Origin of the sequence: Pseudomonas sp. N-137 (assembly GCF_034555295.1) — a bacterium.
GTDB lineage: Bacteria > Pseudomonadota > Gammaproteobacteria > Pseudomonadales > Pseudomonadaceae > Aquipseudomonas > Aquipseudomonas rhizophila.
Genome location: NZ_JAXUDQ010000010.1, coordinates 90,153 through 116,879, shown reverse-complemented (window position 1 = coordinate 116,879; position 26,727 = coordinate 90,153). Strand labels below are relative to the sequence as shown.

The window sequence follows — 26,727 nt, the reverse complement described above, 5'->3', positions numbered from 1 at the left end:
GGTCTCCTAGGAACGGAACAGGCGGCTGTACTGGCGCTCATGGGCCATGCACGCCAGGGACAGGCCAAACGTGGCGCTGCCGTAATGGTCGGGATCAATGTTCGAGGCGTTGTGTTGAGCCTGTTGCAGCAGTGGCAGCAGTTCGCTGGTCAGGCGCTGGGCGGCTTGCTGGCCCAGGGGCAGGGTCTTCATCAGGACGGCCAACTGGTTTTCCAGCCAGCTCCATAACCAGGCGGCCAGGGCGTCCTGGGGGCTGATGTTCCAGGCGCGGGCGGCCAAGGCCCAGCCCAGGGCCAGGTGCGGTTCAGTACGTTGTTCAAGAAAGCGCCGTGCCGCGGCATCGAGTTCCGGCAGGCCGCCCAGCAACTGCTGCAACGAATAACCCATCTGCCGACTTTCCTGATGCAGCTCGCGGGTTTCCCGGCTGGCGCGGTGTTCCTCGCAGTGTTGCAGCAAGGCGTCCCAGTCGTCGGCGGCGGCGGCGGTGCAGTGGGCCAGTAGCAAAGGCGCCTCGAAGCGTGCCAGGTTCAACAGCAACTGATCGCTGATCCAGCGACGGGCGTCGTCGCAGGTTTTGACCTGGCCGTTATCCACTGCCATCTCCAATCCCTGGGAATAGCTGTAGCCGCCGATCGGCAATTGCGGGCTGGCCAGACGCAGCAGCGCCCACGCCGGGTTCATGTGCGTACGCCGAACTGATGCAGGCGTGGCGCGTAGTTGAAATCTTCGTCGCCGTGTCGGGAATGATGATGGCCGCCGCCATACGCGCCGTGTTCCGGTTGGAACGGAGCCTCTATGTTTTCGGCACTGGCACCCAGTTGCTCGAGCATCGCCTTGAGCACGTAATCGTCCAGCAGGCGCAGCCAGCCATCGCCCACTTGCAGGGCGACATGGCGATTGCCCAGGTGATAGGCCGCGCGGGTCAGTTCAAATGCATTGGCGCAGGTGACATGCAGCAATTGTTCGGGGCGGGCGCAGACGCGCACGATGCGTCCGTCTTCAGCTTGCAGGCATTCGCCGTCGTATAACGGCGGCTGACCTCGCTCAAGGAACAACCCCACATCTTCACCCTCGGCACTGAAACAGCGCAGGCGGCTTTTGCTGCGGGCGTCGAAGGTCAGGTGCAGCTCGGCGTCCCAGCGGGGTTGAGTGTCGATTCTGCGGTGAATCACCAGCATCGGAGTGCTTCCAGCAATGAACGGTGCTGTGTTTAGAGCAAGGGGCTTGCCAATCGAAGAAGGTGTAGGAAATAGCTGGGATGGCGTTTCAGGATGGGGCGGATTGCGTGCCGTTATGGTGCGCTTGTCGATATCGCGCACCATTTTGCAGCTTTCGCGAAACACTGTGGGAGCGAGCCTGCTCGCGATATCAGTGCATCAGAAAATCAACGCTGACTGACCCACCGCTATCGCGAGCAGGCTCGCTCCCACAAAGGAAACGTCTCGGTGGCTACTCGGTACTGCCCAGCCCTTGCCAATGTTTGAGGCCAATAAAGATGAACCGCAGTTGCTGGGTAATCTTCGCCTGGGGCGTGAGGTGTTCGGGGAGAGCGTGAGCGGGTGGGTCGATAATGTCAGGCAGGGTGGCGAACACGCTTTTGACGATCAGGTCGGCCATTACGCTCAAAGCGGCAAGGTCCAGGTGCTGCAACTTGGGCATCAATGCCAGGTCGGCGGCCAGGTCCGAGCTGATGCCTTCACGCAGACAGGCGATGGCCTTGCGCACGGGCAGCGAGCCGCCGTATTGCTCACGGGCCAAAAACAGGAATTGCGAACGGTTGGCTTGGACCACGTCGAGGAAAATACGCACGGAGGCATCAATGATGCCGCCCATGACGAATTCGTTGTGGCGTACCAGCCGGATCGTTTCGCGAAAGGTCTGACCGACTTCGCTGACCAGAGCCAGGCCCAGTTGGTCCATGTCGTCGAAATGCCGGTAGAACCCGGTGGGTACGATGCCGGCGGTCCTGGCGACTTCGCGCAGGCTCAGGCTGCCGAACCCTCGGCCGCACTCCATCAAATGACGGGCTGCATCCATCAAGGCATTGCGGGTCTGTTGTTTCTGTTCGGCGCGGGGCAGCATCGCAGGGCTGACTTCTGATTCACGGAAGCGACGCACTCTAGCAAATCGGCTTTGCCGACGTCGAACGGTAGAGGGGGATATAGCGGGGAAAACGAGGTTCTCGGAAAGTCAAAAGCCCGATTGCAGGAATCGGGCTTTTTTCCAGGCCACCATGGGCTCAGCTCACTGCGCTGTTGCGTTCGATCACACGGTCACCACCACCTTCGGCAATGGCGCCCTGTGGGGTGCGCTCGTAGCCACCTTCAACCAGGTTTTTTTCTTCCAGGCGGTCACGGCCACCTTCAGCGACTTCCTGACCCTGAGGGGTACGTTCGTAGCCGCCTTCAGCCACTTCCTGGCCCTGAGGGGTACGTTCGTAGCCGCCTTCAGCCACTTCCTGGCCCTGAGGGGTACGTTCGTAGCCGCCTTCAGCTACTTCTTGACCTTGAGGGGTACGTTCGTAGCCGCCTTCAGCCACTTCCTGACCTTGACGGGTCTGGTCGAAGCCATCTTCAGCAACGGTCTGGCTATAGACCGAACGGCTGTCTTTAACCTGCGGCGTGGCTTGTTCGGAGGCTGGCAGTGCGAAAGCAGTGGAGGCCAGCATTGAAAGGGTGAGGCTCATCAGTAATTGGCGTTTCATGATCATTGCTCCTTGGGGGGGCGATAAAGTGGGTACGGAGGCAATGCTACTCTCGATAAGTCGATATAAAAGTTCATAAAGGCAATGGTAATAATCAACGGAATTGATTGTTCTGTGGAAAGGCTCTAGAACGGGCCTTTGCGAGGCGTGGTTTTGCACCGCAGTGGGTATTTTGTACCCATTGATGCCACGCAAAAGTGCGGGGGCGGTAACAGGTAGTTGGCGGTTTGGTCAGGATTTTTTCAGTTTTTTGTACCGCCCGTCGCCCAAAGTGTTAAACCAGTTGGCCGTATCGCCAGTCCTACTCTTCACAACGAGCCGATTACAGGCTCGTGTTTCCAAGGCGTCGCCGTCCGGACGCAGATTTGTCATCAGGAGCCTTGTGCATGACGCGCACCTCAAAAATCTTCGCCTGGACCTTCGCCAGCCTTGTTTTCCTGCTGGCCGTATTGGTGCTGGTCATCGCGTTCTTCGATTGGAACCGGATAAAGCCGCCGCTCAATGCCAAGGTTTCCGAAGAGTTGCATCGCCCGTTCGCCATCAATGGCAACCTGGCGGTGGTCTGGCAGCGCGAACCGCTGGAAGGCGGCTGGCGGGCCTGGGTGCCGTGGCCCCATGTGGTGGCCGAAGACTTGAGCCTGGGCAACCCGGAATGGTCGAAAACTGCGCAAATGGTCACGCTCAAGCGCGTCGAATTACGCATTTCGCCCCTGGCCTTGCTGGCCCGGCGAGTGGCAATTCCCCGCATCGACCTGACCGAGCCCGACGCCAACCTGCAACGCCTGGCCGATGGTCGCGCCAACTGGACGTTCGAGTTCGATCCGAAAGACCCCGACGCCGAGCCGTCCAGCTGGGTCGTGGACATTGGCACCATTGGCTTTGACAAAGGCCATGTCACTGTTAATGACCAGACGCTGAAAACCCGCCTGGACCTGTTGATCGACCCGTTGGGCAAACCCATCCCGTTCAGCGATATCGTCGGCGACAATGCTGCGAAAAAAGCCCGGGACGCAGGTGCGGCTCCCCAGGATTATGCGTTTGCCTTCAAGGTCAACGGCCAGTACCACGGGCAGAACCTGGCAGGCTCCGGCAAGGTCGGTGGCCTGTTGGCTCTGCAGGATGCGTCGCAACCTTTTCCGTTGCAGGCTCAGGCGAAGATCGGTGATACCCGAGTCGAACTGGCCGGCACGCTGACCGACCCGATGAACCTGGGGGCGCTGGATCTGCGCTTGAAGCTGGCCGGGAACAGCCTGGCCAATCTTTATCCGCTGACCGGCGTGACCCTGCCGGATTCGCCGCCCTATTCCACCGATGGCCGCCTGATCGCCAAACTCCACGAGCCCGGCGGGGCACTGTTTCGTTATGAGGCCTTCAACGGCAAGATCGGCGATAGCGATATTCACGGTGACCTGGCCTACGTTGCCAGCCAGCCGCGGCCAAAACTCAGTGGCGCGCTGGTGTCCAATCAACTGTTGTTCAGCGACCTGGCCCCCCTGATCGGCGCCGATTCCAACGCCGAACAAAAGGCCCGAGGCGGCGCGAGCAAACAGCCGTCCGACAAAGTACTGCCCGTGGAAGAGTTTCGTACCGAGCGCTGGGGCGTGATGGATGCCGATGTGGAGTTCACTGGCAAACGAATCGTCCACAGTGAGCAGTTACCCTTCACCGACCTTTACACGCATCTGGTGCTCAACGACGGCCAACTAAGCCTCGAGCCCCTGCGCTTCGGTGTGGCCGGTGGCCGGCTCGACGCGCAGATCCGCCTCAACGGCCGCACCCGGCCCCTTGAGGGACAGGCGAAGCTGACGGCGCGGGGTTTCAAGCTCAAGGAGTTGTTCCCCGGTTTCGCGCCGATGAAAACCAGCTTCGGTGAGCTGAACGGCGATGCCGATATCGCCGGCCGTGGCAATTCGGTGGCGGCGTTGCTGGGCACCTCCAACGGCACGTTGAAAATGCTCATCAACGACGGCGCCATCAGTCGGGAACTGATGGAACTGGCGGGGCTGAACGTCGGCAACTATGTGATGGGTAAAATCTTTGGCGACGAGGAAGTGAAGATCAACTGCGCAGCAGCGGACTTCGACATCAAGACCGGCCTGGCGACCACTCGCCTGTTCGTGTTCGACACGGCGAACGCGATCATTTATGTCGATGGCACGGCGAACATGGCCACCGAACAACTGGACCTGACCATCACTCCGGAGTCCAAGGGCTGGCGCTTGATTTCCCTGCGCTCGCCCTTGTACGTGCGCGGCACCTTCGCCAAGCCCGCGGCGGGCGTCAAGGCCGTGCCGTTGATGCTGCGTGGGGCCGGGATGGTGGCGCTGGGCGTCATTGCCGCGCCGGCGGCCGGGTTGTTGGCCCTGGTTGCGCCCAGCGGTGGCGAGCCGAACCAGTGTGCGCCGTTGCTGGAGCAGATGAAGGCCGGCAAGGCACCGGTGACGGTCAAACCTACCCGCTAGCCAGGCTTTGCGGTGAGGTTACTGGCCCCATCGCGAGCAGGCTCGCTCCCACATCGACCGCGACAGGACACGATTCAATGGGGGAGCGAGCCTGCTCGCGATAGCGGTATTACAAATCGGCCAGAATGTCGGCCATGTCATCGGCATGCTCTTCTTCCTGAGCCAGGATGTCTTCGAAGATTCGCCGGGTGGTCGGGTCCTTTTCGCCGATGTACTGGATGATTTCCCGGTAGCTGTCGATGGCGATCCGTTCGGCGACCAGGTCTTCGTAGACCATTTCCTTGAGGGTGTTCCCCGCCACGTACTGGGCGTGGGAGTTACGGGTCAACAGGTCGGGGTTGAACTCCGGCTCGCCGCCCAACTGCACAATGCGCTCAGCGAGCTTGTCGGCGTGTTCGGCTTCCTGGTTGGCGTGTTCGAGAAACTCGCTGGCCGCCACGCTGGCCTTGAGGCCGGTGGCCATGAAGTAGTGGCGCTTGTAGCGCAGCACGCACACCAGCTCCGTGGCCAGCGCTTCATTGAGCAGGCGAATGACTTCCGGTCGATCGGCGCTGTAGCCCTCGGTCACCGCGCCGTTCTGCACGTTCTGCCGTGCCCGTTCGCGCAGGGTGGTTACATCGGATAGGTGCATGTCACTCATAGCATTCTCCTGGAGGCTGATCCGGTAGGGCGTCACGCTCTGTTGGCGTGATCGCTCTAAATCTGAGTGACGCGATCCTCGAAAAGTTTTACCGAATTTTTCAGTGCATGAGCGGACTGCCGCGCCTCTTCCTCCAGCCACTGGAAGAATGCCCGCACCGGCGGATGGCGTTCACGGCCTGGAACGCACAGGGCACTGTAGCCAGCGCCGTTGACCTGAATCTGCGGCCGATAAGCCACCAACAGGCCACTGGCGAGGCTTTCGGAAGCGAGGATGTTGCTCGCCAGTACCAGGCCTTGCCCGGCTATCGCCGCTTGCAGGGCGTAATGCTCCTCATCGTACTCGCGCATGCAAGGTTGCCGGGCCAGCCAGGTTTCGCCGGCCTGAGCGCACCAGGCTTCCCAGCCATGGGCATACAGTTTGGAATTGTGCCAGCGCACGCTGATCAGCGTGGGCTGCCTCTGCGCGGCCAGGGCCACTTGTTCCGGCGAGCCGTACACGCCGAAGTGTTCATCGAAAAGGCACAGGCCGTACAGGTTCGGGTAGCTGTCCAGGCTGTAGCGCACCACCAGATCGACGCTGGCGTCCTGATGCAGATCGACCACTTCGCAGTGGGTGTCCAGGCGCACGTTGATATTCGGATGACGCGCATAAAACCGGCCCAGGCGCGGCACCAGCCACAGGGTGGCAAACGCTGCGGTGGTGGACAGTGTCAGGTGAGTGTTGGTGCGTTGCGGGCGCAGGGTGTCGACGCTTTGCGCCACTTCCAGCAGGGCCCCGTGCAGGCTGTGGAACAAGCGTTGGCCGCCGTCGGTGAGCCGCACCTGGCGCGGCTGGCGTTCGAACAGCTGCACACCTAGCCAGGTTTCCAGGGCGCGGATCTGATGGGAAACCGCTGTGGGTGTCACCGACAGCTCCGCCGCCGCAGCCTTGAAGCTGAGCAGCCGTGCAGCAGACTCAAAGGCGCGCAATGCGTTGAGGGGCAGCGTGGCAAACATTACTGATCTCCTGAAGTGCCATGGGTGAAATTAACTCATCTTGCGTGACGAGCCCTCATTTGCCCGGCTACCGCGTTGGACATCAAGCTTTAAGCCGAAAGGTTCTATTGATTGTAGTCGCAACCCAAGGAGATTCAGATGAGCAAAATTCTTGTCGTGCATGGCAGCCCTCGTGGCGAGCGTTCTCACTCCCGACGCTTGACCGAAAGCTTTGTCTCGGCCTGGCAGGCGGCCCATCCGCACTCCCAGTTGAGCCGGCGCGAAGTGGGGCGCACCGTGATTCCTCCGGTCAACGAAGCGTTCATCGCGGCGGCGTTCTACCCCGAACCGCAAGCCCGACCGTTGACCATGCAGGCGGATCTGGCACTCAGTGATGCATTGGTGACGGAATTGCAGGCCCATGATCGGTTGGTCATCTCCGCGCCCATGCACAACTTCAGCGTGCCCAGCGGTGTAAAAGCCTGGATCGACCAGATCGTGCGGATCGGGCTGACGTTCAACCACAGCCTGGATAACGGTGTGTCGCAGTACGAACCGCTGGTACTGGGCAAGAAAGCGCTGATCGTGACCAGTCGTGGCGACTTCGGTTTCGGGCCGGGTGGTCAGCTTGAAGGGATGAACCACGCCGACACGCTGCTGCGCACCGTGCTGGGTTTTATCGGTATCACCGATGTGACGGTGGTTGCCGCCGAAGGTGAGGAGTCGGCTGAGCGCAGTTTCGCCCAATCCTGTGCCGAGGCCGAGCAACGCTTGCTGGGGTTGGCGCAGACGTTCTGATGGCGCGGGTGTCATAGACTGGTCATCATCGATACCGATGCTGACCACCTATTGATCAAGGATGTCGCCATGTCACAACAGTGCGCCACTCGTTACCCGCTGGTGCTGGTCCCCGGAATGCTCGGGTTCATTCGTCTGGTGCTGTATCCGTATTGGTACGGGATCGTCTCGGCGTTGCGCCGGGGTGGGGCAGTGGTGGTTGCTGTGCAGGTGTCACCGCTGCACTCATCCGAGGTGCGCGGCGAGCAGTTGCTCGCGCGGATCGAGGAGATCCTCACGCAAACCGGTGCGCAGAAGGTCAACCTGATCGGCCACAGCCAGGGCGCCCTCACGGCACGCTACGCGGCGGCCAAGCGCCCGGACCTGGTGGCATCGGTCACTTCGGTGGCCGGCACCAACCATGGGTCCGAGCTGGCTGATTACCTGCAGGCCCATTACCCGGCCAACAGCGCCAAGGGTCGCCTGCTCAGTGCTTTGCTGCGGTTGATCGGCGCCCTGATGAGCCTGCTGGAAACCGGTTATCGCGGGCCCCGGTTGCCGGTGGATATCCAGGCGTCCCACGCCTCTCTCACTACCGCGGGCGTGGCCCTGTTCAACCAGCAATATCCCCAGGGCCTGCCAGAAACGTGGGGCGGGAACGGACCGGAAGTGGTCAATGGCGTGCGTTATTACTCCTGGTCCGGAACCTTGCAGCCAGGCAAGACCAACAGGGGGCGTAACCTGTTTGATGGCACCCACCGGAGCTGCCGGCTGTTCGCCCGCACTTTCGTGCGTGAGGCCGGGCAGTGCGACGGCATGGTCGGGCGTTACAGCTCGCATTTGGGCACGGTGATCGGCGATGACTATCCGCTGGATCACTTCGATATCATCAACCAGTCGCTGGGGCTGGTGGGCAAGGGCGCCGAGCCGGTTCGCTTGTTCGTCGAGCATGCGCAGCGGTTGAAGGCTGCCGGCGTGTAGGGCTTCAGGTCGGGTTGTCCGTCATCGCGAGCAGGCTCGCTCCCACATTCGGATTGGGTTTCTTCTGGCGGAGTGCGGTCAACTGTGGGAGCGAGCCTGCTCGCGATGACGGTCAATCAGGCACGGAAATTCGCGCAGATGAAGGTGTAACAGGCGTTGTCTACACTGCACCTCATCGCCGTACCCATCGTGCGGCAGCCAGGAGAAAACATCATGAAGATGCTGCGTGTTCCTTTGTTGGTGATCGGGTTGCTGCTGTCTTCCCAGGGTTTCGCCGCCACGGCCCAACAGAACAAGATGACCACCTGCAATGCCGACGCCACCGCCAAGGCCCTCAAGGGAGACGAGCGCAAAGCCTTCATGAGCAACTGCCTCAAGGCCACCCCCGTCGATGCCAGCACCCCGCAGGAACGCATGAAAACCTGCAACGCCACGGCCACGACCCAGGCACTGAAAGGCGATGCGCGTAAAGCGTTCATGAGTGAGTGTCTGAAGAAAAAATAACCGCCGGGATTTTTTCAGACGGTGAAGGCCTCATCGCGAGCAGGCTCGCTTCCACAGTTGATTTGCACTGCCCGGTCCATTGTGGGAGCGAGCCTGCTCGCGATGGGGTCGGCAAAGGCGCTACAAAAAAACACCTGCACTGTGATCGAGGTCAGCCGATACAATCCCTAGTGCTGTTGGTGGAACGCTGGCAGACTGCCGATCCTTTCACGCCGTTTTGTTCTGAGGCTGTATGCCAACGTTTTCTCAGCGTCATGTCTTGTTGGTGATCAGTTGGGTGATCATTTTTGGTGGGTTGTTGCTGGTGCTGCCACTGCGCCTGTTGCCGAGCCTTTTGGCCGGTTTGCTGGTGTTCGAGCTGGTCAACATGCTCACCCCGCAGTTGCAACGGCTGATCGAGGGCCGGCGGGCCCGCTGGTTGGCGGTGGCGCTGCTGGGCACGCTGGTGGTCAGTGTGCTGTCGTTGATTTTCGCCGGGGCCTTCAGTTTCCTGCTCCATGAGGCGGAAAACCCTGGCGCATCCCTGGACATGTTCATGACGGTGGTCGACCGCGCCCGGGGGCAGTTGCCACCGTTCATCGACGCCTACCTGCCGGCCAGCGCGGCCGAGTTTCGGGTGGCCATTGGCGACTGGATGAGCAAGCACCTGAGCGAGCTGCAGTTGGTGGGCAAGGATGCGGCCCACATGTTCGTGACGTTGTTGATCGGCATGGTCCTGGGGGCTATCGTCGCCCTGCAGCGCATCCCCGACCTGACCAAGCGCAAGCCCCTGGCGGCGGCGCTGTTCGACCGTCTGAGCCTGTTGGTCAAGGCGTTCCGCAACATTGTGTTCGCCCAGATCAAGATTTCCCTGCTCAACACCTTCTTCACCGGGATTTTCCTGGCGGTGGTGCTGCCGCTGTTCGGCATCCACCTGCCGCTGACCAAGACCCTGATCGTCATGACGTTCCTGTTGGGGCTGCTGCCGGTCATTGGCAACCTGATGTCCAACACCCTGATCACCATCGTCGCCTTGTCGCTGTCGATCTGGGTGGCAATGGCGGCGCTGGGTTACCTGATCGTGATCCACAAGCTCGAATACTTCCTCAATGCCCGCATCGTCGGTGGGCAGATCAGCGCCAAGTCCTGGGAATTGCTCATGGCGATGCTGGTGTTCGAAGCGGCGTTCGGCCTGCCGGGTGTGGTGGCGGGGCCGATTTATTATGCTTACTTGAAGAGTGAGTTGAAGCAGGTGGGGATGGTTTGATCCGGTGGGTGTGGCGTCTGATCTGGCGCCATCGCGAGCAAGCTCGCTCCCACAGTGGACCGGATTTCTTCAGAAGGAACGCGGTTGACTGTGGGAGCGAGCTTGCTCGCGATGCAGGCGCCTCGGTGTCAGGTCAGACCTGCGTGCCGTAACGCTTCATCGCCTCGATCGCCAGCCCGCTGCCGATACTGCCGAAGATATTGCCTTCCACATGCCGGGCCAGGGGGAGCATCGCCGAGACGCTGTTGCGCAGTGCCGGGATGCCGCTGGAGCCACCGGTAAAGAACACCGTATCCACCTGATCGACGCGTACGTTGGCATCGTTGAGCAATTGCGTGACGCTGCCGCGCACCCGCTCCAGCAGGCCGTCGATGGCCGATTCGAACAGTTCCCGGCTCAGGTCCACGCTCAGGCCTGCCTCGATCCGGTCCAGGAGCAAATGGCGCTGGTCGGAGTGGGTCAGCTGGATCTTGGTTTCTTCCACTTCCATCGCCAGCCAGTGCCCCGCGCGCTGTTCGATCAACTTGAACAACCGGTCGATGCCGCCGGTGTCTTCGATGTCGTAGCGCATGCTGCCCAGAGCCAGGGTGGATTTCTGCGAGTACACCGCGTTGATGGTGTGCCAGGTCGCCAGGTTCATGTGGTGGCTGGTGGGCATGTAGGCGCCGCTTTTCATGCGGCTGCCGTAGCCGAACAGCGGCATCAGGCCGGCCAGCGAGAGCTGCTTGTCGAAGTCGGTGCCGCCGATGTGCACGCCACCGGTGGCGAGGATGTCGGCGTGACGGTTGTCATGGGTGCGCCGCTCGGGCGACAGGCGTACCAGGGAGAAGTCCGAAGTACCGCCACCGATGTCGACGATCAGTACCAGCTCTTCCCTCTCGATGGTCGACTCATAGTCGAAGGCCGCCGCGATGGGCTCATACTGGAACGAGACTTCCTTGAAGCCGATGGCGCGGGCCACGTCCACCAAGGTGTTCTCCGCTTCCTGATCGGCCATTTCATCGTCGTCGACGAAAAATACCGGGCGACCCAGTACCACTTCTTCGAATTCCCGACCGGCGGTGGCCTCAGCGCGCTTCTTCAACTGGCCGATGAACAGTCCCAAAAGATCCTTGAACGGCATGGCCGTGCCCAGCACGCTGGTGTCGTGCTTGATCAGCTTGGACCCCAGCAGGCTCTTGAGCGAGCGCATCAGCCGGCCTTCGTAGCCTTCCAGGTACTCGTGCAGGGCCAGGCGGCCATACACCGGGCGGCGTTCCTCGAGATTGAAAAAGACCACCGAGGGCAGGGTGATCTTGTCGTCCTCCAGCGCAATCAGCGTTTCCATGCCGGGGCGCAGCCAGCCGACAGTGGAGTTGGACGTGCCAAAGTCGATGCCGCAGGCACGGGCCGGAGATGCGTTTTTCATGTCTTTCGGATTCCAGTTGAAAAAACGGCCGCGCAGTGTATGTCAGTGCGGCACGGATTCGAAGGCCGGTTATCTGCTAATTCGTAAACTCTGGCCTTGAAAGACAGCGTCGCACCCCCAAACTTGCTGGCATGGGCCTGGCAGCCACAAGGCGAGTACAAGAACCGCCACCGGCTGCCGATAAACTTCTGAAGCGCCGCCCGGTCACAAACCTTGAGATCGGTCAAACCCCAGGACTTGTATCACGAGCATGCTGCGGGTGGCGGTGCGATATCGATAACGGATGGTGATCCTTCGATGGACTTCAAAGACTATTACAAGATTCTGGGTGTGGAGCCGACGGCTGATGACGCCACGATCAAGGCTGCTTATCGCAAACTGGCCCGCAAATACCACCCGGATGTGAGTAAGGAAAAGGATGCCGAGACCAAATTCAAGGACGTCTCCGAAGCCTATGAAGCGCTGAAGAGTGCCGACAAACGCGCCGAGTACGATGACCTGCGTCGCTATGGCCAGCACGGCCAGCCTTTCCAGGGACCGCCGGGCTGGCAAAGCCGGGGCGGTTTTGGCGGTGGACAGGACACCGGCGATTTTTCGGATTTCTTCAGCTCGATTTTTGGTAATCGCGGGCCGGGTTTCGGTGGCGGACAGTCAGGCCGCAGCACCGGCCGTCGAGGGCAAGACGTGGAAATGGAACTACCGATTTTCCTGGAAGAGACCCTGTCGAGCGAATCGAAGAAGGTCAGCTTCCAGGTGCCGCAGTACAACGCCGCCGGCCAGCACGTCAGCAATACCAGCAAAAGCCTGAACGTGAAGATTCCCCTGGGCGTGACCGACGGCGAACGCATCCGCCTCAAGGGCCAGGGTGCGCCGGGTATTGGCGGCGGTGCCAATGGCGATTTGTACCTGACCATTCGTTTTGCCCCGCACCCCAAGTTCGACGTCGAAGGCCAGGATCTGATCATCACCTTGCCCCTGGCGCCGTGGGAATTGGCGCTGGGCACTGAAGTGGCGGTGCCGACCCTCACCGGCAAGATCAACCTCAAGGTTCCGGCCGGCAGCCAGAATGGCCAGCGCATGCGCGCCAAGGGCCACGGCCTGCGCAACAAGGCCGGCGAGCGCGGTTACCTGTTCGTACAGCTCAAGGCCGTGATGCCCAAGGCCAGCGACGAGGCAGTCAAGGCGTTGTGGGCGGAGCTGGCGAAGAAGGCTGCGTTCGATCCGCGGGAGAATTTCTGACTGTTTTGAGGCGCTAGACTCGACAGTTAAAGCATTGGGAGAAGCAGACCATGAACAACCCGATCATTGAACTGAACCTGATGGAATTTTGCGAGGCCGCTGCGTTGGCGGATGTCCATGTGATCGAAATCGTCGAGCATGGCATTCTCGAACCCCATGGCGCGGCCCCGGCGGATTGGCGCTTCACCGATTACGAACTGGTCTTGGCCCGGCGTGCGGCCAAGCTGCGCCGCGAGCTGGAACTGGAATGGGAAGGTGTCGCCCTGGCGCTGGACCTGCTGGAAGAAGTGCAGCAACTGCGCAGCGAAAACCGCATGCTCAAGCAGCGGTTGGGGCGGTTGGTGGAGTAAAAAACGCTCAATGAACAAGCGCCAACCTGTGGGAGCAAGGCTTGCCCGCGATGAATTCAACTCGGTTCTCAAGAGTTGAGGCACCTGTATCGCGAGCAAGCTTTGCTCCCACAAGTCTTGCTCTCAGGTCCTCACTCCATTCAAAACAGAAAATAGCGCTGCGCCATCGGCAGCACATCAGCCGGCTCACACCACAACAACACCCCATCGGCCTTGACCTGGTAGGTCTGTGGATCGACATCGATGTTCGGTAGGTAATCGTTGTGGATCAAGTCGGTTTTCTGCACATCCCGGCAGCCTTTGACCACGGCAATTCTTTTCTTTAGTCCAAGCTGTTCGGGCAGCCCCGCCTCGGCGGCGGCCTGACTGATGAACGTCAGGCTGGTGGCGTGCCGCGAGCCGCCGAAGCTTGCGAACATCGGTCGGTAGTGCACCGGTTGCGGTGTCGGTATCGAGGCGTTGGCGTCGCCCATCAGGCTGGCGGCAATCGCCCCGCCCTTGAGGATCAGGGTCGGCTTGACGCCGAAGAACGCCGGGCGCCACAGCACCAGGTCGGCCCACTTGCCCACTTCGATGGAGCCCACTTCATGGCTGATGCCATGGGTGATCGCCGGGTTGATGGTGTACTTGGCGATGTAGCGCTTGATGCGGAAATTGTCGTTGCCTTCGCCATCGCCGGGCAGGGCGCCGCGTTGCTTTTTCATCTTGTCGGCGGTCTGCCAGGTGCGGGTGATGACTTCACCGACGCGGCCCATGGCCTGGCTGTCGGAACTGATCATCGAGAACGCGCCCAGGTCGTGGAGGATGTCTTCGGCGGCGATGGTTTCACGACGGATGCGGCTTTCAGCGAAGGCCACGTCTTCGGCGATGCTCGGGTCCAGGTGATGGCAGACCATCAGCATGTCCAGGTGTTCGTCGATGGTGTTGCGGGTGAACGGCCGGGTCGGGTTGGTGGAGCTGGGCAACACATTGGCAAAGCCGCAGGCCTTGATGATGTCTGGCGCATGGCCGCCACCGGCGCCTTCGGTGTGGTAGGTGTGGATGGTGCGGCCCTTGAACGCGGCCAGGGTGGTTTCCACGAAACCCGATTCGTTGAGGGTGTCGGTATGGATCGCCACCTGCACGTCGTACTGGTCGGCCACGCTCAGGCAGTTGTCGATGGCTGCCGGCGTAGTGCCCCAGTCTTCGTGCAGCTTCAGGCCGATGGCACCGGCCTTGACTTGCTCAATCAATGGCTCTGGCAGGCTGGCGTTGCCCTTGCCGGTGAAGCCGATGTTCATGGGGAAAGCGTCGGCGGCCTGGAGCATGCGCGCCAGGTGCCACGGCCCGGAGGTACAGGTGGTGGCATTGGTCCCGGTGGCCGGGCCCGTACCGCCGCCGATCATGGTGGTGACACCGCTCATCAGCGCTTCTTCGATCTGCTGCGGGCAGATGAAATGGATATGAGTGTCGATGCCGCCAGCCGTGAGGATCATGCCTTCACCGGCGATCACTTCGGTGCTGGCGCCAATGGCGATGGTCACATCGGGCTGGATGTCCGGGTTACCGGCCTTGCCGATGGCTTTGATGCGCCCGTCCTTGAGACCGACATCGGCCTTGACGATGCCCCAGTGATCGATGATCAGCGCGTTGGTGATCAGCGTGTCGACGACCTCGGCGGCCAGCAGCTGGCTCTGGCCCATGCCGTCGCGAATCACCTTGCCGCCGCCGAATTTCACTTCTTCGCCATAGGTGGTGAAGTCCTTTTCCACCTCGATCCACAGTTCGGTGTCGGCCAGGCGGACCTTGTCGCCGACGGTGGGGCCGAACATGTCGGCGTAGGCTTGGCGGGAGATTTTCATGTGCTTGCCTTGAGATTCAATTGAATGTTGAAACCGTTCGCTGCGCTCACTTATCGCGAGCAAGCTCGCTCCCACAGGGATACGCGATCAAATGTGGGAGCGAGCTTGCTCGCGATGAGGCCAGTACAGGCCTCCATGGCTTAAAGGTCGCCCATCACCCGCCCGGCAAACCCGAACACCCGGCGATGCCCCGCCAAATCCACCAGTTCCACCTCGCGGCTCTGGCCCGGTTCGAAGCGCACCGCGGTGCCGGCCGGAATGTTCAGGCGCATGCCACGGCTGGCGGCGCGGTCGAAGGTCAGGGCGTCGTTGGTTTCGAAAAAGTGATAGTGCGAGCCGACCTGGATCGGCCGGTCGCCGCTGTTGGCGACGTTCAGGGTGAGGGTGCGGCGACCGACGTTGAGTTCGATGTCGCCGGGCTGGACCTGGTATTGGCCTGGAATCATTGCGGTTGCCCCAAAGTCTTGTAGTAAATGGCGGTCGGGGTGTACGTCCCGTCCGGGCTCTGGCAGTAGTCGGGCAGTTCACCGACGCGGGTGTAGCCCATGGCGCGGTAGAATGCCTCGGCCTCGGAACCAGCCTCCGTGTCGAGGTACAACAGGCCGCGCTTGTGCTGGCGGGCGCCGAGTTCCAGGGCGCTCATCAATTGCTGGCCCAGGCCGCGGCGGCGAGCCTCGCCGCGAACCAGCAGCTTTTGCACTTCGGCACGGTTGAGGCCGTTGGGTTTCTGGCACAGGGCAAGTTGGACGCTGGCCTGCACCTGTTCATCCTTGACCACCACCCACAGCAGCAAGTGGCCCTGGTTGAGACTGGCCTGAACCTCATCGAAATAGGCGCGTGCCTGGACCGCATCGAGATCGGCCATGAACCCCACGCTGGCGCCATAGCCGACGGCGTCGAGCAACAGATCGATCAGGCCCTGGCGGTAGTGCGCAAAGCTCTCGGCGTGGACTCGGCGCAACTGGGCGGGGTTCATAGGCATCACTCCTTGTCGACGGCAGGCGGTAGCGCCCCTGGGTTGAGGATCAACTGCATGAAAGTCAGGTCCAGCCAACGGCCGAACTTGGTGCCCACCTGGGGCATCTGCCCGGTGGTGATGAAGCCAGCCCGCTCGTGCAGGCGAATCGAGGCGGCGTTGCCGCTTTCGATGGCCGCGACCATGACGTGTTTGCCGCACGCCCTGGCGCGCTCGATCAGGGCCGTCATCAACAGTGAGCCCAAGCCGTTGCCGCGTTGGTCATCACGTACGTACACCGAATGCTCCACGGTGTGCCGGAAACCATCGAAGGGTCGCCAGTCGCCGAACGAGGCATAGCCGAGGACGTTATCTTCGTCATCGACCACCACCAGCACCGGATAGCCTTGCGATTGCCGGGCGCTGAACCATGCCTGGCGATTGCCCAGGTCCACGGCCTGTTCGTTCCAGATCGCCGTGGTGTTCAGCACCGCGTCGTTGTAGATGTCACGGATCGCTGGCAAGTCGGTGTGGCGGGCGTCACGAATGTCATAGGTCATGGCGCAGCCTCACGCGATCGGCTGGTGGACGGTGACCAGTTTGGTGCCGTCGGGAAACGTCGCCTCCACCTGGATCTCCGGAATCATTTCCGGGATGCCCTCCATCACCTGTTCGCGGGTCAGCAGCGTGGTGCCGTAATGCATCAGCTCGGCCACGGTCTGGCCATCGCGGGCGCCTTCGAGCAGGGCGGCGGAAATATAGGCCATCGCCTCCGGGTAGTTGAGCTTCAAGCCGCGAGCCAACCGCCGCTCGGCGACGAGGCCGGCGGTGAAGATCAGCAGCTTGTCTTTTTCGCGTGGGGTCAGGTCCATGTGCAATCCATAAGGGCAGATAAAAAATTCTTGCTGTAAACACAGATCTCCTTGTGGGAGATCCTTTGTGGCAGCGAGCTTGCTCGCGATAGCGGTGTGTCAGTCGACATTAATGTTGAATGTTCCATCGCTATCGCGAGCAAGCTCGCTCCCACAGGAAAGCAGATTCATGTACTCCAGATTCTGGGCGGCATGGCCTCTCTTCCAAGCAATGCAGGCCTGAGCAAACGCCACAATTCAATCAACCAACCCCGCGCCAGCAGCGCCTCGCTCGCCAGACATCGGGCCACGATCAGGCCGGGCAATTGGGTCAGGTCGCCGCGCACGTCATGGCCCAGGGATCGGCACTGTTCCAGCAACGCACTATCGATTTCCCCGGTCACCAACAACGTGGCAAACACCGGATCGCCGCCCAGCCCGATGGGCGAGTCGAGCAACCCGTCACCGCCCACAATGCGCTGGCGTTCATGCCAGAGCAACTGCCCGTCGCGGCGAATGTCCAGCCGCGACTGGAAGTGCCCCAGGTCAAATCGTTCACCGCTGGCCGGCCGGCCGAGGGCCACCATGTCCCAGTAGAACAAGCGCCCGTCACCTTGCAGGTCGATGCTGGTGCTGAGTTCGGCCTGGGCGGCGCTGAAGACGATGGTTTCCTGGGGCAGCCATTCCAGGGTCGCCCCCGCGGCCACGCTCAGGTTCAGTTGCTGATAGGCCGGGCCGGCGGCGCGATACCACTTGGCCGCGCCGGGACTGGTCAACTGCGCCCACGCAGCGGGGCCGACGTGGGCCGCGATGTCCAACCGATCACCGCCGGCAATCCCGCCGGGCGGGTGGACGATGATGTGTTGGCACACTTCGGGGCCCTCGGCGTACAGGTGTTTTTGCACCCGCAGCGGACCTTTGTGGCGGCGCTGCACCGGACGCGTGCAGTCACCGAACCGGGCATAACCCAGTTCCAGCTCGGCATGCCAGCTGGGGGTGAACAGGGCCGAAGGCGCCAGTAAGGAGACAGGTAGGTTCATGATTTCCGATTATCGTTAGAGCGCTACAGACTAGATCGTAACCAGCCCGCGCACACCCTCGGCTTCCATATTTTCTCCGCGCCCCTGCTGCACGATCTCGCCCCGGGACATCACCAGGTATTGATCGGCCAGCTCGGCGGCGAAGTCGTAGAACTGCTCCACCAGCAAAATCGCCATGTCGCCCCGGGCCGCCAGTTTCTTGATGACCACGCCGATCTCCTTGATCACCGACGGTTGAATGCCTTCGGTGGGCTCGTCGAGAATCAGCAGGCGCGGACGGCTGGCCAGGGCCCGGCCAATGGCAAGTTGCTGTTGCTGACCACCGGACAGGTCACCGCCACGGCGTTGTTTCATTTGCAGCAGCACCGGGAACAATTCGTAAATGAACGCCGGCACCTCTTTGGCCTCGGCGGCGGGAAAACGCGACAGGCCCATCAGCAGGTTTTCTTCCACCGTCAGCCGTCCGAAAATCTCCCGGCCCTGAGGCACGTAGGCAATACCGGCGTGCACCCGTTGGTGCGGTTTGAAGGTGGTGATGGGTTTGCCTTCCCAGCTCACCGCCCCTTCCTTGGCCGGCAACAGGCCCATCAGGCATTTGAGCAGGGTGGTCTTGCCCACGCCGTTGCGGCCCAGCAGGCACGTCACCTCGCCGACCTTCACGTCGAATGACAGGCCGCGCAGGATGTGGCTACCGCCGTAGTATTGGTGCAGCTTGTCGACTTGCAGCATTTTCCAGATTCTCCTCGAACCCCTGTGGGAGCGAGCCTGCTCGCGATAGCGTCAGAACATTCAGAATGGATGCTGACTGACACACCGCCATCGCGAGCAGGCTCGCTCCCACATAAAAAGCAATTTTGCGCCTCAGCGCCCGAGATACACCTCGATCACCCGCTCATTGTCCTGCACCTGCGCCAGCGACCCTTCGGCCAGCACGCTGCCCTGGTGCAGCACGGTGACGTGGTCGGCAATCGCGCCGACGAAGCCCATGTCGTGTTCCACCACCATCAGCGAATGCTTGCCCGCCAGTGATTTGAACAGCTCGGCAGTGAACTCGGTTTCGGCGTCGGTCATGCCCGCCACTGGTTCGTCGAGCAGCAAGAGTTGTGGGTCCTGCACCAGCAGCATGCCGATCTCCAGAAACTGTTTCTGCCCGTGGGACAGCAACCCGGCGGCGCGATTGACCGACGTCGTGAGGCGGATGGTCTCCAGCACTTCGCTGATGCGCTCGTGTTGCTCGCCAGTGAGTTTGGCCCGCAGGCTGGCCCACACCGATTTGTCGGTTTTCAGCGCCAGCTCCAGGTTCTCGAACACGCTCAAGGCTTCGAACACCGTGGGTTTCTGGAATTTGCGACCGATGCCGGCCTGGGCGATCTGCACTTCGCTCATGCTCGTCAGGTCCAGGGTTTCACCGAACCAGGCCTTGCCGTGGCTGGGCCGGGTCTTGCCGGTGATCACGTCCATCAGCGTGGTCTTGCCCGCGCCGTTGGGGCCGATGATGCAGCGCAATTCGCCGACGCCGATGTACAGGTTCAGAGCGTTCAGGGCCTTGAAACCGTCGAAACTGACGCTGATGTCTTCCAGGGTCAGGATGGTGCCGTGACGGGTGTTCAGGCCCTTGCCGGCGGCCTGACCGAGGCCGATGGCGTCGCGACTGCTGCCTTGGTCTTTGTTGGGATCCAGTATGGGTTCGAGCATGAAATCGGCTGTGGGTGTGATTCGCATCATTCGCCCCTTTTCTTGAGTAGCCCGATCACACCCTTGGGCAGATACAGGGTCACAACGATGAACAGCGCGCCGAGGAAGAACAGCCAGTACTCGGGAAAGGCCACGGTGAACCAGCTCTTCATGCCGTTGACCACACCGGCCCCCAGCAGCGGCCCGATCAGCGTGCCGCGCCCGCCGAGGGCCACCCACACGGCGGCCTCGATGGAGTTGGTCGGCGACATTTCGCTGGGGTTGATAATGCCCACCTGCGGCACATACAACGCCCCGGCCAGGCCGCACAACACCGCGCTCAATACCCAGACGAACAGCTTGAAGCCACGGGGATCGTAGCCGCAGAACATCAGGCGGTTTTCCGCGTCGCGCAGGGCGGTCAGCACTCGGCCGAACTTGCTGCGGGCCAGGCGCCAGCCGATGAACAGGCTCGCCACCAAGAGCAGCACTGTGGCCAGGAACAGCACCGCTCGGGTGCCCGGCTCGGTGATACCAAAGCCCAGGATCGAGCGAAAGTTGGTGAAGCCGTTGTTGCCGCCAAACCCGGTTTCGTTGCGGAAAAACAGCAGCATCCCGGCAAACGTCAGGGCCTGGGTCATGATCGAGAAATACACGCCCTTGATCCGCGAGCGGAAGGCGAAGAAGCCGAACACCAGCGCCAGCAACCCCGGTGCCAGCACCACCAGGCACATGGCCCAGACAAAGCTGTCGGTGCCGCTCCAGTACCAGGGCAATTCGCTCCACGACAGAAAGGTCATGAACGCCGGCAAGCCGTCACCGGCGGCCTGGCGCATCAGGTACATGCCCATGGCATAGCCGCCCAGGGCGAAGAACAGACCGTGGCCCAGGGAGAGCAGGCCGGCGTAGCCCCAGACCAGGTCCAGCGCCAGGGCGACGATGGCGTAGCAGAGAATCTTGCCCACCAGGGTCAGGGTGTAAGCCGAGACATGCAGCGGGTTATCCACTGCCAACAGCGACAGCAGCGGCAGGCTCAACAGCACTGCCAGGATCACCACGCCGACGGCGAGGGTGACTTTCGGGCCGGCCTTTTGCGCGGCAGTGAGCATCAGGGGCTGGTTCATCAGTCGATTACCCGTCCTTTGAGCGCGAAGAGGCCTTGCGGACGCTTCTGGATGAACAGAATGATCAGCGCGAGGATCAGGATCTTGCCGAGCACGGCGCCGATCTGCGGTTCAAGAATCTTGTTGGCGATGCCCAGCCCGAACGCGGCGAACACACTGCCGGCCAACTGACCGACGCCACCGAGCACCACCACCAGGAACGAGTCGATGATGTAGCTCTGGCCCAGGTCCGGGCCGACGTTGCCGATCTGGCTCAGGGCCACGCCGCCAAGCCCGGCGATGCCCGAGCCGAGGCCGAAAGCGAGCATGTCCACGCGGCCGGTGGGCACGCCGCAGCAAGCGGCCATGTTGCGGTTCTGGGTCACCGCGCGCACGTTCAGGCCCAGGCGGGTCTTGTTCAGCAACAGCCAGGTCAGCGCCACCACGAACAGGGCGAAGGCGATGATCACGATGCGGTTGTAGGGCAGTACGAGATTCGGCAGTACCTGGATGCCGCCGGACAGCCAGGCCGGGTTGGCGACTTCAACGTTCTGCGCGCCGAACATCAGGCGCACCAGTTGGATCAGCATCAGGCTGATGCCCCAGGTGGCGAGCAGAGTCTCCAGGGGGCGCCCATAGAGGTGACGGATCACCGTGCGCTCCAGGGCCATGCCGATGGCGGCGGTGATGAAAAACGCCACCGGCAGGGCGATCAACGGGTAGAACTCGATGGCATTCGGGGCGAAGCGCTGGAACAGCATCTGCACCACGTAGGTGGAATAGGCCCCCAACATGAGCATCTCGCCGTGGGCCATGTTGATCACCCCCAGCAGGCCGAAGGTGATTGCCAGGCCCAGGGCGGCCAGGAGCAGGATCGAGCCCAGGGACATGCCGCTGAAGGCCTGGCCCAGCAATTCACCGATCAGCAGCTTGCGCTTGACCTGGCCTAGGCTGGTTTCGGCGGCGGTGCGTACCGTGGCGTCGGTTTCAACGCCGGGTTCGAGCAGGCCTTCGAGGCGGGTGCGGGCCAACGGATCGCCGGTTTCCCCCAGTAGCCGCACGGCAGCCAGGCGAACCGACGGGTTGGGGTCCACCAGTTGCAGGTTCGCCAACGCCAGGCTCAGGGCAGCATGCACGTCTTCGTCCTGCTCGCCGGCCAGTTGTCGATCGAGAAACGCCAGTTGGGCCGGGCGGGCGCTTTTCTGCAGTTGCTGGGCGGCGCTCAGGCGCACGCTGGCGTCAGCGGCCAATAGTTGATGGCTGGCCAGGGCGGTTTCAATCAACCCTCGCAAGCGGTTGTTCAGACGCAGGGTCTTGGGCTGGCCGTCGACGGTCAACTGGCCTTGTTGCAAGGCGTTGATCAGTTCGACACGCTCAGGTTCCGGTTGCGCGGCCCAGGTTTCCAGCAGCGCGGCTTGCTGGGGCGGCTTGGCGGCGAGGAAATCTTCGGCATCACCGGCGTGGGCCTCCAGTGGCAACAGCAGCACCAGGGCGAGGATGAGGCGGTAGAGGGCGGTGGGCATATGCTTGGCCTTGCGTGTTTGATCGTTCCCACGCTCCGCGTGGGAACGCAGCCCGGGACGCTCCGCGTCCCATGGTGGACGCAGAGCGTCCGGTGAGGCATTCCCACGCAGAGCGTGGGAACGATCAGCAGGGTTAGGGGCTTCTTCCCGGGCTCAGTTGCTCTTCACCGCATAGTCAGGCTTCTTGTCGTTGCCTTCGATGAACGGGCTCCACGGCTGGGCGCGGATCGGGCCCTCGGTCTGCCAGACCACGTTGAACTGACCGTCGGCCTGGATCTCGCCGATCATCACCGGCTTGTGCAGGTGGTGGTTGGTCTTGTCCATGGTCAGGGTGTAGCCCGACGGTGCGTCGAACGTCTGGCCGGCCAGGGCTTCGCGGACTTTGTCGACGTCGGTGGACTTGGCTTTTTCAACCGCTTGCGCCCACATATGGATGCCGACGTAGGTGGCTTCCATCGGGTCGTTGGTCACGGCTTTGTCGGCGCCCGGCAGGTTCTTGGCTTTGGCGTAGGCCTTCCAGGCGTCGACGAATTTCTTGTTCGCCGGGTTATCCACGGACTCGAAGTAGTTCCACGCCGCCAGGTTACCCACCAGCGGCTTGGTGTCGATGCCGCGCAGCTCTTCTTCGCCCACCGAGAACGCCACCACTGGTACGTCGGTGGCTTTCAGGCCCTGGTTCGCCAGTTCTTTATAGAACGGCACGTTGGAGTCGCCGTTGACCGTGGAGATGACCGCGGTCTTGCCGCCGGCCGAGAACTTTTTGATGTTGGCCACGATGGTCTGGTAGTCGCTGTGGCCGAACGGGGTGTAGACCTCTTCGATGTCCTTGTCCGCCACGCCTTTGGAATGCAGGAACGAACGCAGGATCTTGTTGGTGGTGCGCGGGTAGACGTAGTCGGTGCCCAGCAGGAAGTAGCGCTTGGCACTGCCGCCTTCTTCGCTCATCAGGTATTCCACCGCCGGAATGGCCTGCTGGTTCGGCGCCGCGCCGGTGTAGAAGACGTTCGGCGACATCTCTTCGCCTTCGTATTGCACCGGGTAGAACAGCAGGCCGTTGAGCTCTTCGAACACCGGCAACACGGATTTGCGCGACACCGACGTCCAGCAGCCGAACACCACCGCGACCTTGTCCTGGGTCAGCAATTGACGGCCTTTTTCGGCGAACAGCGGCCAGTTCGAGGCCGGGTCCACGACCACCGCTTCGAGCTGCTTGCCGTTGACCCCACCCTTGGCGTTGATCTCGTCGATGGTCATCAGCGCCATGTCCTTGAGGGACGTCTCGGAGATCGCCATGGTGCCGGACAATGAATGCAAGATGCCGACCTTGATGGTTTCGGCGGCCTGGACGGTCCAGGCCATGCCCATCGCGGCAATGCTTGCCGAGAGTGTAAAAGCCTTGATCAAGCTACGACGCTTCATTGTGCGATCTCCGTGCAATTATGAGTTTTTTTCGATGGCAGATGCGGACGCTGAAGGGGCTTTTGCAAGGGGTGTGCCCGGTTGGGCAAAGGCATTGAGAATGCGGGGTTGGCGCGCTGGGGTAAAAGTGCGAATGCACCACTAGCGACCGCGGCCTAGGCGCTGGTGCGATCAGATGCGCCACATTGGGGCGAAGGCTTGCAGTTCCCCTGTTATTTGCAAGTCAGGGAAACAGGGGGGGATTCAGCGACGGCGCATCAGGCCGATGAAGAACAGGCCACCGATAGCGGCAGTGGCGACGCCAATGGGCAAGTCCTCCGGTGCGATCAGGGTCCGGGCCGCCACATCCACCCACACCAGGAACAGGCTGCCCAGCAGAACACACGCAGGCAGCAGCCGACGGTGTTCGGCACCCACCAGGCGCCTGGCAATGTGCGGCACCATCAGCCCGACAAAACCGATCGAGCCGCTGATGGACACCAGCACGCCGGTCATCAGCGAGGCGATCAGGAAAATCCACAACCTCACCTTCGCCGCGTTCAGGCCCAGGGTCACGGCGGTCTGTTCGCCCGCCATCAGTGCATTCAGCGGCCGGGCCATGCCCAGCAGCAATCCCAGCCCCAGCAACACACTGGCCGCCGGCACCGCCAGCAATTCCCAGCGCGCCAGGCCCAGGCCGCCGAGCATCCAGAACATCACTGCGGAACTGGCGCGATGGTCACCCAGAAACAGCAAGAGGTTGGCCGCCGCCATCATCACGAATGACACCGCCACGCCGCACAGCAACAAGCGATCGCTTTCCAGACGGCCTTGGCGGCTGGCGATGGCCAGTACCAGCAACATGCTCAACAATGCGCCGATAAATGCGGCCAGCGGCAGGGTCAGCAGACCAATGATCTCACCGACATGCAGCACCACAATGACCGCACCCAGGGTCGCGCCGGACGTGACGCCCAGCAGGTGCGGGTCGGCCAGGGGGTTGCGCGTCACCGCTTGCAGGACCGCACCGATCAACGCCAGCCCCGCGCCCACCAAGGCACCGAGCAGCAGGCGCGGTACGCGGATCAGCCAAACGATATGTTCCTGGCCGGGCGACCAATACACGTCACCCACACCGAAAGCCTTGTTCAGCAGGATGTCCCAGACCACAGCCACCGGCACCCGCGCCGGACCGAACCCCAGGGACACCACGCACGACACCAGCATCAGTGCACCGAGGCACATCAGCAGCGCGCCATAGCGACGATTGCTCATGGACGGTGAAAACCCTTTGCCAGGGTTTGTACCGCCAATACGTTATCGATACCCGGCGTGGCCTGGACGTAGGGGATCACGATGAAGCGCCGGTGCTTGATCGCATCCACCGATTGCAGGGCCGGGTTGTTCAGCAGTAATTGCTGCTTCTGCTCGGCGCTGACTTCGCCGTAATCGACAATCACGATCACTTCGGGGTTGCGCTCGACCACGTTCTCCCAGCTCACCCGGGTCCAACTGGTCTGCACATCATCAAGAATGTTGCGCCCGCCGGCCGCATCGATCAGGGCCTGTGGCATGCCGAGACGGCCGGAGGTCATGGCGCGGTCTTCGCCACTGTCGTACAGGAACACTCGGGGCCGATCAGCAGGCAACTGCTTGCGCACTTGCGCCACCTGGGCCTGCATCGAGGCGATCAACTCATTGGCGCGATCCTGCACATCGAAAATCCTTCCCAGGTTGCGCAGGTCGTTGTAGGTGTCTTCCAGGGTGGCCGGCGGGCGTTTCATCACGAACGCGCAGGATTCGGTCAACTCGTACACATTAATGCCCAGCGGTTGCAGGGTTTGCGGCGTCAGGTCGCCGCCCACCCGCATGCCGTAGTCCCAGCCGGCAAAGAAGAAATCCACGTTGGCATTGAGCAGGGTTTCCACCGACGGGTATTTGGCCGCCAGCTCCGGCAGGCCATCGAGGATTTTCTCCATGTCGGGCGTCACTGACTTCCAGCCGCTGATGCCGCTGTAGCCCACCATGCGCGACTTGAGCCCCAGGGCGAGCATCATCTGGGTCATGTTGATGTCATGGCTGACGGCGTGTTTCGGCGCCTGGTTGAAGGTGACTTCGCGATTGCAGCTTTGGATCGTCAATGGGTAGCGGGTGGCCTCGGCCAAAGCATGTGCACTGCCGAGCAGCAGCGGCAGAAGCAGCAGGGAACGCAAGATCATGGTTGGGTTATCCAGGTGATTCGGGGGTGGGCGGCCAAGGGGTGTTCGTCAATCAGCGCCTGCACGCCAAAGACGTCGCGCAATAGCGTGACCGTCAGCACTTCCTTGGGCGTGCCGCTGGCGACGATGTGTCCGTGGTCGATGACGTAGAGCCGATCACAGAACGCAGCGGCCAGGTTCAGGTCGTGGATGCTGGCGAGGGTGCCGATCCCCAGGCGTTTGATCAGTTGCAGCAGTTGGAGTTGATAACGCGGGTCGAGGTGATTGGTCGGCTCATCGAGGATCAGCACCTGCGGCTGCTGCGCCAGGGCGCGAGCCAGGATCACCCGTTGCTTTTCCCCGCCCGAGAGTGTGGCGAAAGCATGGTCGCCGAAACCTTGCAGCCCCACCGATTCCAGTGACTGGCTGACCAGGCTCAGGTCTCGCTGATTGTCGCCATCGAACAGGCCTTTGTGTGGCGTGCGCCCCATGGCGACCACTTCCTGGACCGTCAGACCGAAGGCGTCGGGAAACTCTTGCAACACCACAGCGATGCGTTGGGCGCACCAGCGCGAGGACTGTTTCCAGACGTTGTGATGGTCAAGTTTCACCTCGCCCGCCTCCGGCTGACTGAACCGATAGGCGCAGCGCAACAGACTGGTCTTGCCGCTGCCATTGGGCCCGATCAACCCGACAAACTCCCCGGCACCCACCTGCAACGTGGCGTCACGCAGCTGGAACTGATGATGGCAGTGGCCATGGCCCAGGGGTGTCCAGGCGAGGTGGGAGAGGGTTAGCGAGGTCATGCATACACTCAAATGATTGGATCGATCCGAAGCCCCTGTGGGAGCGAGCT

Annotated in this window: 28 protein-coding genes; 7 read left to right on the top strand and 21 right to left on the bottom strand. The window is 61.8% G+C overall.

The genetic code is table 11. From position 1 onward, the window contains the following. Window positions 1-6: 6 nt before the first annotated feature. The 4 genes from T3A99_RS10110 to T3A99_RS10095 all read right to left on the bottom strand — a co-directional run bounded on the left by T3A99_RS10110 (window position 7) and on the right by T3A99_RS10095 (window position 2,704). On the bottom strand, window positions 7-681 hold the full coding sequence (locus T3A99_RS10110; protein WP_076382884.1) for an urease accessory protein UreF: 675 nt from the start codon (window positions 679-681) through the stop codon (window positions 7-9). Then, the gene (gene ureE / locus T3A99_RS10105; protein ID WP_047227345.1) at window positions 678-1,178 is read right to left on the bottom strand and encodes an urease accessory protein UreE; all 501 of its coding nucleotides are present in this window, start codon (window positions 1,176-1,178) and stop codon (window positions 678-680) included. Before ureE ends, T3A99_RS10110 begins: the two co-directional genes overlap by 4 nt. A 271-nt stretch (window positions 1,179-1,449) precedes the next feature. Beyond that, on the bottom strand, window positions 1,450-2,082 hold the full coding sequence (locus T3A99_RS10100) for a TetR family transcriptional regulator (protein WP_047227346.1): 633 nt from the start codon (window positions 2,080-2,082) through the stop codon (window positions 1,450-1,452). 157 nt (window positions 2,083-2,239) lie between these two features. Beyond that, on the bottom strand, window positions 2,240-2,704 hold the full coding sequence (locus tag T3A99_RS10095; protein WP_288911094.1) for a hypothetical protein: 465 nt from the start codon (window positions 2,702-2,704) through the stop codon (window positions 2,240-2,242). A gap of 386 nt (window positions 2,705-3,090) precedes the next feature. Between T3A99_RS10095 and T3A99_RS10090 the strand changes: the two genes are divergently transcribed. Further along, window positions 3,091-5,166 carry an AsmA family protein gene (locus T3A99_RS10090; protein ID WP_322834264.1) on the top strand — a complete coding sequence of 692 codons (2,076 nt, stop codon included), beginning with the start codon at window positions 3,091-3,093 and terminating at the stop codon, window positions 5,164-5,166. Window positions 5,167-5,275: 109 nt separating this feature from the next. On the opposite strand, the gene T3A99_RS10085 is transcribed toward T3A99_RS10090, so the two are convergent. Both T3A99_RS10085 and T3A99_RS10080 read right to left on the bottom strand, forming a co-directional pair. Beyond that, window positions 5,276-5,806 carry a ferritin-like domain-containing protein gene (locus T3A99_RS10085; protein WP_047227349.1) on the bottom strand — a complete coding sequence of 177 codons (531 nt, stop codon included), beginning with the start codon at window positions 5,804-5,806 and terminating at the stop codon, window positions 5,276-5,278. 56 nt (window positions 5,807-5,862) lie between these two features. Further along, complete coding sequence (locus T3A99_RS10080) at window positions 5,863-6,804, bottom strand: LysR substrate-binding domain-containing protein (RefSeq protein WP_047227350.1); 942 nt, start codon at window positions 6,802-6,804, stop codon at window positions 5,863-5,865. Between the two features lie 138 nt (window positions 6,805-6,942). Here T3A99_RS10080 and T3A99_RS10075 point away from each other — a divergent pair, with 138 nt between their 5' ends. The 4 genes from T3A99_RS10075 (at window position 6,943) to T3A99_RS10060 (ending at window position 10,291) form a co-directional block, all read left to right on the top strand. Continuing rightward, on the top strand, window positions 6,943-7,581 hold the full coding sequence (locus T3A99_RS10075) for an FMN-dependent NADH-azoreductase (protein WP_047227351.1): 639 nt from the start codon (window positions 6,943-6,945) through the stop codon (window positions 7,579-7,581). A 69-nt stretch (window positions 7,582-7,650) separates the two neighbouring features. Further along, window positions 7,651-8,541 (top strand): esterase/lipase family protein, encoded by an 891-nt coding sequence (locus T3A99_RS10070; RefSeq protein WP_047227352.1) that lies wholly within the window; start codon window positions 7,651-7,653, stop codon window positions 8,539-8,541. Window positions 8,542-8,754: 213 nt separating this feature from the next. Further along, window positions 8,755-9,045 (top strand): PsiF family protein, encoded by a 291-nt coding sequence (locus T3A99_RS10065; RefSeq protein ID WP_047227353.1) that lies wholly within the window; start codon window positions 8,755-8,757, stop codon window positions 9,043-9,045. 232 nt (window positions 9,046-9,277) lie between these two features. Further along, window positions 9,278-10,291: an AI-2E family transporter gene (locus tag T3A99_RS10060; RefSeq protein WP_047227354.1), complete on the top strand. Its 1,014-nt coding sequence runs from the start codon at window positions 9,278-9,280 to the stop codon at window positions 10,289-10,291. A 133-nt stretch (window positions 10,292-10,424) separates the two neighbouring features. Here the strand turns inward: T3A99_RS10060 and T3A99_RS10055 are convergent, their stop codons facing one another. Continuing rightward, window positions 10,425-11,699 carry an Hsp70 family protein gene (locus T3A99_RS10055; protein ID WP_076382874.1) on the bottom strand — a complete coding sequence of 425 codons (1,275 nt, stop codon included), beginning with the start codon at window positions 11,697-11,699 and terminating at the stop codon, window positions 10,425-10,427. Window positions 11,700-11,996: 297 nt separating this feature from the next. Between T3A99_RS10055 and T3A99_RS10050 the strand changes: the two genes are divergently transcribed. After that, on the top strand, window positions 11,997-12,938 hold the full coding sequence (locus T3A99_RS10050; protein WP_047227356.1) for a DnaJ C-terminal domain-containing protein: 942 nt from the start codon (window positions 11,997-11,999) through the stop codon (window positions 12,936-12,938). Between the two features lie 50 nt (window positions 12,939-12,988). Then, window positions 12,989-13,288: a chaperone modulator CbpM gene (locus T3A99_RS10045; RefSeq protein ID WP_047227357.1), complete on the top strand. Its 300-nt coding sequence runs from the start codon at window positions 12,989-12,991 to the stop codon at window positions 13,286-13,288. Between the two features lie 140 nt (window positions 13,289-13,428). Here T3A99_RS10045 and ureC read toward each other — a convergent pair whose 3' ends face one another. The 14 genes from ureC to T3A99_RS09975 form a co-directional block, all read right to left on the bottom strand. Further along, a complete protein-coding gene (ureC, locus tag T3A99_RS10040) occupies window positions 13,429-15,129 on the bottom strand; it encodes an urease subunit alpha (RefSeq protein ID WP_188252145.1) in 1,701 nt (566 codons plus the stop codon). A 140-nt stretch (window positions 15,130-15,269) separates the two neighbouring features. Next, complete coding sequence (locus tag T3A99_RS10035) at window positions 15,270-15,575, bottom strand: urease subunit beta (protein WP_014336352.1); 306 nt, start codon at window positions 15,573-15,575, stop codon at window positions 15,270-15,272. Further along, a complete protein-coding gene (locus T3A99_RS10030) occupies window positions 15,572-16,105 on the bottom strand; it encodes a GNAT family N-acetyltransferase (protein WP_003197345.1) in 534 nt (177 codons plus the stop codon). The genes T3A99_RS10035 and T3A99_RS10030 overlap by 4 nt, the downstream gene beginning before the upstream one ends. Window positions 16,106-16,110: 5 nt before the next feature. After that, window positions 16,111-16,644 (bottom strand): GNAT family N-acetyltransferase, encoded by a 534-nt coding sequence (locus tag T3A99_RS10025; RefSeq protein ID WP_160893718.1) that lies wholly within the window; start codon window positions 16,642-16,644, stop codon window positions 16,111-16,113. Between the two features lie 9 nt (window positions 16,645-16,653). After that, window positions 16,654-16,956, bottom strand: a complete 303-nt coding sequence (ureA, locus tag T3A99_RS10020) for an urease subunit gamma (RefSeq protein ID WP_047227360.1) — start codon at window positions 16,954-16,956, stop codon at window positions 16,654-16,656. A 167-nt stretch (window positions 16,957-17,123) separates the two neighbouring features. Further along, window positions 17,124-17,975, bottom strand: a complete 852-nt coding sequence (locus T3A99_RS10015; protein WP_047227361.1) for an urease accessory protein UreD — start codon at window positions 17,973-17,975, stop codon at window positions 17,124-17,126. Between the two features lie 30 nt (window positions 17,976-18,005). Further along, window positions 18,006-18,704 carry an urea ABC transporter ATP-binding subunit UrtE gene (urtE, locus tag T3A99_RS10010; protein ID WP_047227362.1) on the bottom strand — a complete coding sequence of 233 codons (699 nt, stop codon included), beginning with the start codon at window positions 18,702-18,704 and terminating at the stop codon, window positions 18,006-18,008. Window positions 18,705-18,836: 132 nt separating this feature from the next. Further along, complete coding sequence (gene urtD / locus T3A99_RS10005) at window positions 18,837-19,697, bottom strand: urea ABC transporter ATP-binding protein UrtD (protein WP_047227437.1); 861 nt, start codon at window positions 19,695-19,697, stop codon at window positions 18,837-18,839. Beyond that, the gene (gene urtC / locus T3A99_RS10000) at window positions 19,697-20,773 is read right to left on the bottom strand and encodes an urea ABC transporter permease subunit UrtC (RefSeq protein ID WP_047227363.1); all 1,077 of its coding nucleotides are present in this window, start codon (window positions 20,771-20,773) and stop codon (window positions 19,697-19,699) included. Before urtC ends, urtD begins: the two co-directional genes overlap by 1 nt. Beyond that, window positions 20,773-22,275 (bottom strand): urea ABC transporter permease subunit UrtB, encoded by a 1,503-nt coding sequence (gene urtB / locus T3A99_RS09995; protein WP_322834263.1) that lies wholly within the window; start codon window positions 22,273-22,275, stop codon window positions 20,773-20,775. Before urtB ends, urtC begins: the two co-directional genes overlap by 1 nt. 153 nt (window positions 22,276-22,428) lie before the next feature. Then, window positions 22,429-23,694 carry an urea ABC transporter substrate-binding protein gene (urtA, locus tag T3A99_RS09990; protein ID WP_047227365.1) on the bottom strand — a complete coding sequence of 422 codons (1,266 nt, stop codon included), beginning with the start codon at window positions 23,692-23,694 and terminating at the stop codon, window positions 22,429-22,431. A gap of 243 nt (window positions 23,695-23,937) precedes the next feature. Next, window positions 23,938-24,948, bottom strand: coding sequence for an iron ABC transporter permease (locus T3A99_RS09985; protein ID WP_322834262.1), 1,011 nt, complete (start codon window positions 24,946-24,948; stop codon window positions 23,938-23,940). Continuing rightward, window positions 24,945-25,892 (bottom strand): ABC transporter substrate-binding protein, encoded by a 948-nt coding sequence (locus T3A99_RS09980; protein WP_322834261.1) that lies wholly within the window; start codon window positions 25,890-25,892, stop codon window positions 24,945-24,947. Before T3A99_RS09980 ends, T3A99_RS09985 begins: the two co-directional genes overlap by 4 nt. Beyond that, complete coding sequence (locus tag T3A99_RS09975) at window positions 25,889-26,677, bottom strand: ABC transporter ATP-binding protein (RefSeq protein WP_139048492.1); 789 nt, start codon at window positions 26,675-26,677, stop codon at window positions 25,889-25,891. Before T3A99_RS09975 ends, T3A99_RS09980 begins: the two co-directional genes overlap by 4 nt. Window positions 26,678-26,727: the final 50 nt, after the last annotated feature.